Annotated in this window: 8 protein-coding genes; 5 read left to right on the top strand and 3 right to left on the bottom strand. The window is 34.9% G+C overall.

Annotation, left to right across the window (positions count from 1 at the left end):
* From FZC37_RS03125 to FZC37_RS03110, 4 genes are all read left to right on the top strand, one after another.
* The coding region (locus FZC37_RS03125) for a hypothetical protein (RefSeq protein WP_172619358.1) at nt 1-691 on the top strand (691 nt) is incomplete at its 5' end.
* Nucleotides 692-725: 34 nt separating this feature from the next.
* On the top strand, nt 726-1,277 hold the full coding sequence (tssB, locus tag FZC37_RS03120; protein ID WP_148952274.1) for a type VI secretion system contractile sheath small subunit: 552 nt from the start codon (nt 726-728) through the stop codon (nt 1,275-1,277).
* 37 nt (nt 1,278-1,314) lie between these two features.
* Nucleotides 1,315-2,805: a type VI secretion system contractile sheath large subunit gene (gene tssC / locus FZC37_RS03115; protein ID WP_148952273.1), complete on the top strand. Its 1,491-nt coding sequence runs from the start codon at nt 1,315-1,317 to the stop codon at nt 2,803-2,805.
* A gap of 67 nt (nt 2,806-2,872) precedes the next feature.
* On the top strand, nt 2,873-5,779 hold the full coding sequence (locus FZC37_RS03110; protein WP_148952272.1) for an AAA family ATPase: 2,907 nt from the start codon (nt 2,873-2,875) through the stop codon (nt 5,777-5,779).
* Between the two features lie 32 nt (nt 5,780-5,811).
* On the opposite strand, the gene FZC37_RS03105 is transcribed toward FZC37_RS03110, so the two are convergent.
* From FZC37_RS03105 to tssE, 3 genes are read right to left on the bottom strand one after another with little or no spacing between them, the layout of a single operon-like run.
* Nucleotides 5,812-6,813 (bottom strand): type VI secretion system baseplate subunit TssG, encoded by a 1,002-nt coding sequence (locus tag FZC37_RS03105; RefSeq protein WP_148952271.1) that lies wholly within the window; start codon nt 6,811-6,813, stop codon nt 5,812-5,814.
* Nucleotides 6,810-8,558: a type VI secretion system baseplate subunit TssF gene (tssF, locus tag FZC37_RS03100; RefSeq protein WP_148952270.1), complete on the bottom strand. Its 1,749-nt coding sequence runs from the start codon at nt 8,556-8,558 to the stop codon at nt 6,810-6,812. Before tssF ends, FZC37_RS03105 begins: the two co-directional genes overlap by 4 nt.
* A gap of 7 nt (nt 8,559-8,565) precedes the next feature.
* Nucleotides 8,566-9,003: a type VI secretion system baseplate subunit TssE gene (gene tssE, locus FZC37_RS03095; protein ID WP_148952269.1), complete on the bottom strand. Its 438-nt coding sequence runs from the start codon at nt 9,001-9,003 to the stop codon at nt 8,566-8,568.
* 333 nt (nt 9,004-9,336) lie between these two features.
* On the opposite strand from tssE, the gene FZC37_RS03090 reads away from it, so the two are divergent.
* A complete protein-coding gene (locus FZC37_RS03090) occupies nt 9,337-10,290 on the top strand; it encodes a hypothetical protein (protein WP_148952268.1) in 954 nt (317 codons plus the stop codon).
* Nucleotides 10,291-10,344: the final 54 nt, after the last annotated feature.

Genomic DNA, 10,344 nt, shown 5'->3' with positions numbered 1-10,344 from the left:
ACCAACGCATTCAGATGAATTACTAAATGCTTGGTCAGTAAGGCAAATGTTAGAAGAATCTGATGGTGCTAAAGATCTTAGATCAGAAATATTAGAATCTATTGATGAGATAAAGTCCGTTATATCTGTTATAGATAAAGCAGGTTTTATTCAGGTAGAAAAAGATGTGCTTGAATGTGAAAAAGCTTTTGAGCAATTTGACTCTGCCCTTAGTAAGGTTTTTTCAAGGCATGCTCCTAAATTGCAGCAAGTATCTCAATCTTTGACTTATTGTGTTTCTTTAGTTAAAGGAATCAAAGAAATTATACAAAAAAGAGAAGAAGAAGAAGCTAGGCAAGCCGCCGCTGCCCTTGCTGAAAAAGAAAGGTTAGCGGCATTAAGTGAAGGTGGAGTAGGTGGTAGCCCTGCTGCTACATCTTCTCTTGCTTTGGAATCACTTTCTCCTGATCAACTGAATAAAGAGCAAGCCCTTTCTTTATTGGTTGTTTTGTCGAAGTTTTTCAAAAATTCTGATCCGCATTCGCCTATAGCATACTCTTTAGAGCGCATTGAAAGGTGGGCTAAATTATCCCTTCCAGAAATGATGTTAGATATTGTAAGTAGTGATGTGATGATGAGCTACTGCAAAATTACGGGTGTGCCATTTGCTAAAAGTGGCAACGAAGAAAGGGATGGAGATTATTACGATTAATGACAATTATAATTAACTTAAATACGGTACAGATATGGCTCAAAGTATTTATGACAAAATAAAAAAGGTTAGAAAACCTCGTGTACAAATTTCTTATGAAGTGGAAGATGGAGGAGCGACTGTAAAAAAAGAACTTCCCTTTGTTGTTGGTGTATTGGGTGACTTTTCAGGAAAACCAGTCAAACCTTTAAAAGCCTTAAAAAAGAGAAAATTTGTTAACATTCATGGGGAAAATTTCAATGAGGTGATGTCTAGCATGACTCCCGGAGTTGAAATAAGAGTTGAAAATAAAGTCACAAATGATGGTACTGAACTACCAGTAAAACTTGCCTTTAATAGCATGGACGATTTTTCTCCAGGAAAAGTAGCACAAGGTATTGAACCTTTAAAGAAATTAATGGACATACGTGCTCAGCTAAAAGAGTTATTAAGTAAAGCTGAAAGATCAGAAAAACTTGAAGCTGCATTAGAAAAAGTGCTAAGTAGCGAAGAAAATCTTAAGTCTATTTCAGAGGCTTTTAAAGATAAAGGTGATTCAGATGCAGATGGCGATCAGGCTCCTGATGAAGAAAAACCAACAGAATAATTGTGAAAATATAACATCTCATAGGTAGTAATAAAATATGTCTACAGAAGGTCAGAAAGAGGAATCTCAGTCTGCGGAAACAGCATCCGAACAAGTTAGCATTTTAGATGAAGTACTAGAAGCCACTAGCGCTGACAGTGATAAAGATTATACAGAAGGCTTGATCAAAATTTTGGCCGATGAAGCTATAAAAGGTTCTGTTACATGGGAAAAAAGCATAATCAAAACAGTAGAATTTGCCATTGCAAAAATGGATCAAATTGTATCCGATCAGGTAAGAACTGTTATGCATCACCCAGATTTTCAAAAGCTAGAAGGTACTTGGCGTGGCTTGCATTATATGGTCAAAAATACTTTATGCAGTGCACAATTGAAAATTAAAGTCCTTAATGTGGATAAAAAAACCCTACTTAAAGATTTTGATAAAGCAGTTGAATTTGACCAAAGCCAACTGTTTAAAAAAGTATACGAAGAAGAATATGGTACAGCCGGTGGAGCTCCATACAGTACTCTTGTAGCTGATTATGAGTTTAAAAATCATCCCCAAGATATTAGTCTTTTGAAGTATTTATCAGAGGTATCTGCAGCAGCTTTTGCTCCTTGTATCACAGCTGCTGATTCTTCTGTTATGGGTATGAAATCATGGAAAGAGTTAGGAGATCCAACAGACCTAGAGCGCATATTTGATTCTCCTTTATATGCTCAATGGAATAACTTTAGAAAATCTGATGAATCAAGGTTTATTACATTAACAATGCCGCGTACCTTGGCACGTGTACCTTACGGTAGTGCTACTTGCCCTATAGAAGATTTTTCTTATGAAGAATTTGAAACTAGAAATGATGGCTTGTCTTTACAAACTGATGCTTCCAAGTATTGCTGGATGAATTCAGCGTTTGTGTATGGTGCAGTGCTAACTAGAGCATTTTCTGAATTTGGCTGGTGTACTGCAATACGTGGTGTAGAAAATGGTGGGAAAGTTGAATCTTTGCCAGTACATACTTTCTTAAGTGATGATGGTGAAATTGACCTTTCTTGTCCTACTGAAATTGGTATTACAGATAGAAGAGAAGCGGAGTTGAGTAAGCTTGGATTCTTACCGTTGTGTCATTATAAGGGTGAAGATTATTCTGTGTTTTTTGGAGCTCAAACCATGAACAAACCAGCACAATATGATGATCCAGATGCTACCGCCAATTCTGAAATTGCTGCTCGTATACCTTATATCTTTGCTACATCTAGAATAGCTCACTACTTAAAGGTGATTGCGCGAGATAAAATCGGTTCCTTTATGGAACGTACAGATGTTGAATCTTGGCTTAATAAATGGATTTTCAATTATGTAAATTCTAACCCTGATTCAGGCCAAGCTTTGAAAGCAAGATATCCTTTGGCAGATGCTAAAGTAGTGGTAGAAGAAGTGCCAGGTAAACCGGGGTCGTATAATGCTGTAGCTTATTTAAGACCATGGTTGCAACTCGAAGAATTGACTACCTCACTTAGATTAGTAGCTAAAATCCCTGGGTAATATTTTTGTACTATAACCTCTTTAGATTGATAAATTTTTACAACCTCTACACAGCAACGATTGAATTATGCAAATTAGCACAAAATCCTTAATTAAAAAATTAGATCACTCAAGCATAAAAGCCCTAGAAGCTGCTATTAATCTTGCTGTAACTAGAAAAACATCAGAGGTGAGTGTGGCACACTTTTTGTGTAAAGTTGCAGAAGATTCTAATTCTTTGTTCTGTGCATTACTACAAAAAGCTGACATTAAACCAGAAGACTTTATACGCGCTATTAGCCCAAGTGCGTATGATCTAAGAGGCACACATAAAGGTGTACCTTCATTGTCTACTGCGTTAACAACACTAATTCATGATGGTTGGTCATTAGCATCTGTAGATTATCAATCACAAGAGATCAATTCAGGTCATATTTGTATCTGTTTTTTGAGTAATACATCAGGATTCTACATTAACAGCCTTACTCAGGCTTTACTAAAAAATGTAGACATAGAGATGTTAAAATCCACGTTGCATGATCTTATTAAAGAAAGAGATGAGAAAAAAGTTTCTGGTATGGAATTACCAGCAGATGGTTTGGGAGCAGATGAGAATAATACTTTGCGTAAGTTCACTGTAGATTTGGTTGCTGAAGCTGCTCAAGGTAAAATTGACAGAGCCATAGGTCGTGGTAAGGAGTTAAATCAAATTATGGATATACTATGCCGTAGAAAGCAAAGTAATCCAGTATTAGTTGGTGAAGCAGGTACAGGAAAAACGTCTGTCGTGTTAGAGCTGGCTCATCGTATACTAGCCAAACAAGTGCCAGATCTTTTGCAAAATGCTTCTCTACGCTCTCTAGATGTAGCAGCGTTGCATGCAGGTGCTAGTGTACAAGGTGAATTTGAGTCTCGGATAAAGGATTTACTTTCTGCAATTGAGAAATCTGAAAAAAAAATTATTTTATTTGTTGATGAGATTCACAATTTTTTAGGGGCAAGTGGTAAAGGAGCAGATGCTGCAAATTTGCTAAAACCTGCCCTTGCAGGTGGGCTGAGCGTTATAGGAGCAACCACCTGGGCTGAATATAAAAAGTTTTTTGAAAAAGATGCCGCCCTAAGCAGAAGGTTTCAGCTGGTAAAAGTGCTAGAACCTGATGAAGAACACACTGTGGATATCATGCGTGGCGTGGCACAACTTTTAGAAAAACATCACAGCGTACATATAACCGATAAAGCTATAATTAATTCTGTAAATTTATCAGCACGTTATCTTACTCATTTACGTTTACCAGATAAAGCTGTTAGCTTGCTGGATAGTTCTTGTGCTAGAGTGAAAATACAAAATTCCCTACCTCCTTTGTCTCTAAGACAATTACAGGAGAAAATTAACATAAAAAAACATCTCAAAAAAAGAATAGAGAAGGATTTTTTTGCAACCGATGTATCAGTTCAGTCGATAGAAGATGAGATAAATTCTATGCAAAAAGAATTTGATGATGCTGCAAAAAGATGGCAAGAGCAGATAGAAATTGTTAGCGAAATGATGCTTGCTCGAAAAAATAAAGATAAAGAAGCTTACCTAATACAGTCTCAAGTATTACAAAATGCACAAAAAGAAAGTGATACAATTTCAGAGTGTGTTGATGAACACGTAGTTGCAGACGTACTAACTAATTGGACAGGCATACCAGTGTCTAGTAAAGGCCAAGAACAAGAGCTAATAAACGTACTGACACTGGATGATAAAATAGCAGAACGTGTAATAGGACAACAGCATGCTGTAGAGCGTATTGTAGACAGTATTCGCATCTCCAAAGCTAATATGTCTGATGCTCGAAAACCAATAGGTGTGTTCTTATTGGTTGGAGAAAGTGGTGTTGGAAAAACAGAAACCGCTTTAAGTATTGCAGAAGTAATCTATGGACATGAAAGCCGTATCATCACTATCAATATGTCCGAATATAAAGAAGGACATAAAGTTGCAAGCCTTATTGGTGCCCCCCCAGGATATGTTGGGTACGGAGAAGGTGGTAGACTTACAGAACAAGTTAGAAGAAATCCATATAGTGTGATATTGCTGGACGAAATAGAAAAAGCACACCCAAATGTTCAGGAATTATTTTTGCAGGTATTCGATAAAGGAACTTTGGCAGATAGTGAAGGTGTAGTGGTCGATTTTAAAAATACTGTGATAATTCTAACTTCTAATCTAGGTGCAAAAACCGTAAGAGACTTTTGTTTAGGCAAGTATGAAGAACATAGAAAAAGAAAGCAAAAACAAGAGGAAAATGAGCAAAATGCATCTTTAGATTCTGAAGATTCAGTAGATAATGCCGTAGGTGATGGTGGCGCAAGGGCGGCTCAATTTGAAGAAGAAAAAGATTTAAAAAATGGAGAGGAAAATGAACAAGATGATACCCAACAGCAAGATCAAAAATGCGATAACACCCAAGAAGATGGAAAAAATGATGAGGTGAACGAAAAAGGGCAGGATGAAGAAGAAGGGCAAGAAGAAGAGCCAGAAGAGGAAAAAGAGCATGTTATTCAGGATTCTGATATTAAAAAATTAACTGAAACCGTACACACAGAGTTACTAAAACATTTGAAACCAGAGTTTATAGGCCGTTTAGTTGTAGTACCTTACTTGTCGCTCACTCATGAAACTCTTCGTGGTATAATACGTATACACCTTAAAAGGATTGAAAAACGCCTGAATGACAACCATGAGGCAGATTTGACATACGACGATTCAGTCGTAGAAAAGATCCTTGCAGATTGTGCAATTTCACCAATGGGTGCACGCCAGATCGAACATATCATATCTGAAAAAATAATGCCAGACCTTGCAATAGCAATATTAGATATAAAATCTCAAGGAATGCGTTTTGGACAAGTTAACTTAAGTGTAAGATTTGGTCACTTCCTAATTGAAATGAAAAAAGTGACAAAGGATCAAAAAATAAATGTAGAAAACATTCAATCTAGCGGATAAAAACATGTTGTCTCACATCTGTATTTAGTATTTTATAATTCTAACGTGCTAAGCTCTTTGTTTGTGCATGATGTAGGGTAAGAAATTTGGGCGCTGCGGCACCATGCCATCTTGCCTAAAATAGCTGGATGGTTACCACTTAACTGATTGACCTGATGTGATGCATCGACATCAAATTGTATTTCGTACTTAGATTTATATCCTAAATAGACATTTAAAATATTTATGACTTTGCTATTTTTCATCTGCAATGAAGAATATATTTTTTCGTATTGATTTAAATTCAAATGATTAATTTTGATTAATATCTTGTTCTGATACAAATATATGTTAGATCCTATGTAAAAAGAAACTCCTAATATACTATTTTGTCTTCCAAGAATTGCTTTTTGTTCATCTTTTAAAGGTATCACTAAAGGTATAAATTGTCTTAAATCCACTTCGCTATCTAATATTTCAGATAGCATAGCCTTTATGAAAAAAGCGGGACGAGTCTTGAAGGCAAACCCTCCACCATAACCTAAAAGTATATGTAAAGGTTTAGTAGTATCGTTATATTTTATACCTATGTAGCTGCTTATTTCGCTTACCAATCTTGGAGTTTGTTTTTTGCTACCTAGCAAACATTGCTGAAAATTCAAATATAAGTCATTCCATTTTATTACTCTATATAACAGGGTCATAATCCGATTGTAAAATATATCTAAAAAATCAGATAAACTAGCATCTCCCTCTTTCTTCTTAGCTATCGCAAAATCAGTATAATGACTGGGAAATACCCCGTTAGAACCTATAAGAGATAACATAGAGCTGCTGATGTTATACGTATGTTTGCCGACACCACGTGCGTCATGGAAGTATGAAATATTAGCAATACCATTATGATCTAATCGTGACTTTAAATAACAAGAAAACTTAATTTCACACCCTTGCTCTTGTGTGCTACGAAACAATTCAAGATACTTGACTAGACTTTCAAAGTCTAAATCATCTGAAAAATACTTTTCAGCTTTGCAAGTTTTGATACTAATCATGTGGAAGATATTCTTAAAGGCCCAACATACAATGCTTGATCTGAAATGTAAGTGTTGAGCTTGATAAACGAATTCATCGAACAGTAATATATTAATACTTTTTCAAATATCTGAGAAAATAGGTACAAAACACCTCTGTCTATATCGCTCTTTTCTGGTAGAACGAATACTACTTTACATAAAAAACCAGTACAAAATTTAGGTCCATTTACGGTATTTACACGCTCGACCGCAGTTTCTACTGCCACGTCAGCAATAGAGTCTAATATACTGTTGTTGAGTGCTGGGATTGCTCCTTGGTACACAGATATAATATCCTTTAGAAAACCTTTTACATCAGAACCAATTATGCTTATATAATGAGCAGATAAGTGGGTTAATACTTGTATCTTCTTGTCCACATTACTACATATATACTGTACTTTAGAAGGGTTTTTTATAACCTCAATTTTACCTGTAAGAATTGTGTCATCCATAAACCTTAACTGTACCTGTCTTTGAGAAGTAAGAAAAATTTCGTATGGAATATTGCCATTAAAACACAACGCGTTAGCGTAAAAATATGGCTTTTCTTTTGTACTGTTTTTCGTAACAAAACTTATATAAGGTACGCTGTTAAGACTAGCAGATGTCTTCCGTTCCACATGCCACAATATTGTATCGGATGTTTCACTAGCAGACTGAGCAAGTGGCTTTGCTAACATTTGCTCATCCCCCAATCCAACGACAACTTTCTGTATTGAATAAATAGAATATTGCTGGGGTTTTTGCTTATCTATTATAAGTGGATACTCTATTTTACCATCTTCCATAACAACTGGATCAGACTCTTTTTCAAAAAGATTAATAGTTGGTATTACATTCATTGCTAAAGTATTATTACTTACAGAATCAATGACGAAATGGTTGCTAAAATAAAATTTTATTTTAACAGAGGATGAAAAATTCGATAATTTATTCTCAACATTTAAGTCAAAAAAGAGAAATTTTTGCGGAAATAAAAAAAACTCTGTTAGAAAAAGATAACCTGGAAAAGTTTTATTATTGTGATATAAGAGATTCTCATCTAACTTTAGGCCTACGCTAGATACAGACTCCTTACTCAAAACAACTTTTTTACAACTAGTCTCATCTTCAATAATTATACCTGTTAGATAAGAAAATAAACTCTCATAAAGCATATATGATATATGTTTTATATCTTGTAAAAAAAACCTTATTTTTTTTACTCCTAATGTATCTATACTATGATCGTTTGTACTGCTTACTAGAAGAGACATGCAACTCACGCTGCCAGTAGGGCTGCTTTTATCGTTCTCCACATTAAAAGATTTAATACTATCGATAGCTAATGGTACAACTTCTGTATCATAACCCACTTTAAACGTAGCGTTCATTTCCTTGTACTCTACCTCTAATAAAGTTTTATTAGATATAAATATAGATTGCTCTTGTTTAGCATCTGGTACCATCTTTATAAACATTACAGAAGGAATAGGCCTTGTTAGATGCGGATACAGTAAATCTAAAATAGATGACACTAAGTACGAGTGCTTTACGTCCAGTGCATAGTTGAGAAAATTGTTATGCAGAAAAGCAAAAGACTCTATTAACCTAGTAATATGAGGATTTTCAGTTACGCTACCAAGATACGTGTCAGAGTAATGCTTAGAAAAATCTTTTACATCTTCATATAATGCAGATAGTCTAAGAGCTAATTGTTTTTTTATCTCTGGATCTTGCACTGCCGCATTACCTTATGATAAAGGTGTTATTGGCACTATCAAAACGAGAATCAGCAGAAAAAGATATATATCTACCGCTGACTTTAAGTGCCGCCCTTATGATGAAATGAAACTCACTTGTGTACTGATCTTGTTTCTCCACAGGAACAACACTCAAATCTTCTAATCGTGGCTCAAAACGTTCTAAACATTTTTGTATAATTACAACCACCCTTTCTCGATCCTTAATAGAATAAGGGGTGTACTGACTAAGATCAGGTATCCCATAACCTAAAATAGAACAACTTTCTTCCTCTTGCATACAATATTGAGGCCTGGAATTTAGAAGATTTGTGACATCGCCAACAATCTCCCGCACAATGGCTTCCTCACTACCTTCTATAAAAGCCTTTGCACTGTCTCCCTCTTGCGTGATATATCCGAGTAATATATCTATAGCGTACATTATATTTCCACCTGTTTGATAAATTTTATACACCTTTAAATTAAAACTCTTTTACAGAGAAATTCTTTTATTATATAAAATATACTATATAGTAGCAGTATTTAGTTAAATTTATCTACAACTAACGATTATACACAGTTTTATACACATATCCACATATGGTATAAAATATATATATTTATATACCTATGGGTATATAATATCAGTTCAAAGAATTTGCAAACTAGCAAAAAATGTACCTTAAACAAAATGATCAATAAAACTCTTATAGCAATCCTCTGCTTGCCTCTTCTGATGGCACCAAACATAACAAATGCTCATAGCACAAAATTTATGAAAAACACCACGGTGTTACAGTCACAAAGCAATGGAGATAGAGTCAGGGAAATTTTCAAACGCTTATTTCCAAGAAAATATAAATACTGGATCAATCTCATGGAAACTACAGGGATAATGAGATTATTACCAAAAAAACAAACAAGTTATGCAGAGCTTTTCATCGAAACCAACAAAGCCATACAACAAACTTGGAGAACTACAAGTAATGTAGAAATACGAGATTTATCTGATTGCTTCTCTAGAAAAGAGAGAGCTCAAATTTTTGAAGCCCTAATGGCAATGAATTTATACAAAGAAAAAATGCCATCACAAAAACATTATGATGTCATAATTTTAAAATCCGCAACGCAAGAACGAGTGCTACGTCGTGTCAAATATCTAAAAAGCATGCTTAAAAGAGGTATCACTGCTTCTACTGTGTACGCTATAGTAGGTAACAGAGAATTAGATCCACGACATGAGTCGTTAGCACATCTATTACAAATGAATAAACTACCTCAAGATGAGTTGGCGATGGTGAGATGTGTTATAACAAAACATCTGCCTTGGTCCTTATGTAAAACAATTAAATACATCTATATACCAAACGGAGATAATACGAAAAAAACATCAGGACAAACATTAAATCAGTTGTGGCTAGAAAAATTTAACAAAACCTACAGAAAACCTAATACAAAAATATTAGTAATATCAAATCAACCCTTTGTTCAATACCATACGGTCAGTTTAGTGAAAACTTTGACTAATAATTTTGAGCACATACCACAAATCAATGGATATATATCTTTTAAAATACAAGATGATATAGAGATAGAAGGGGCAGGGCCAGATGGCAATTCTGCACAATTGGCACTTGGATTAGACGCCTTGGCAGCAACGTTAGATATCCGTATACCACTTTTTCTTAAAAGAGTAGAGAAGTTATTTGGAGAAAAGTCAACTACTTGAACGTTGATTTATCCATAAGATATAGCAAACAACCTTGTTACAAATATTTTCAGG

Source organism: Candidatus Sneabacter namystus (genome assembly GCF_008189685.1).
In the GTDB taxonomy this organism is placed as follows: Bacteria; Pseudomonadota; Alphaproteobacteria; order Rickettsiales; family Rickettsiaceae; genus Sneabacter; species Sneabacter namystus.
The sequence above is the reverse complement of the archived record's forward strand: the minus strand, read 5'-3'. Positions and strand labels throughout refer to the sequence as shown.

What these genes read in the sequence shown, in the direction of transcription:
- tssB (WP_148952274.1), top strand. Translation starts at nt 726, where the DNA reads ATGGCTCAAAGTATTTATGACAAAATAAAAAAGGTTAGAAAACCTCGT.
- tssC (WP_148952273.1), top strand. Translation starts at nt 1,315, where the DNA reads ATGTCTACAGAAGGTCAGAAAGAGGAATCTCAGTCTGCGGAAACAGCA.
- FZC37_RS03110 (WP_148952272.1), top strand. Translation starts at nt 2,873, where the DNA reads ATGCAAATTAGCACAAAATCCTTAATTAAAAAATTAGATCACTCAAGC.
- FZC37_RS03105 (WP_148952271.1), bottom strand. Translation starts at nt 6,813, where the DNA reads ATGATTAGTATCAAAACTTGCAAAGCTGAAAAGTATTTTTCAGATGAT.
- tssE (WP_148952269.1), bottom strand. Translation starts at nt 9,003, where the DNA reads ATGTACGCTATAGATATATTACTCGGATATATCACGCAAGAGGGAGAC.
- FZC37_RS03090 (WP_148952268.1), top strand. Translation starts at nt 9,337, where the DNA reads ATGAAAAACACCACGGTGTTACAGTCACAAAGCAATGGAGATAGAGTC.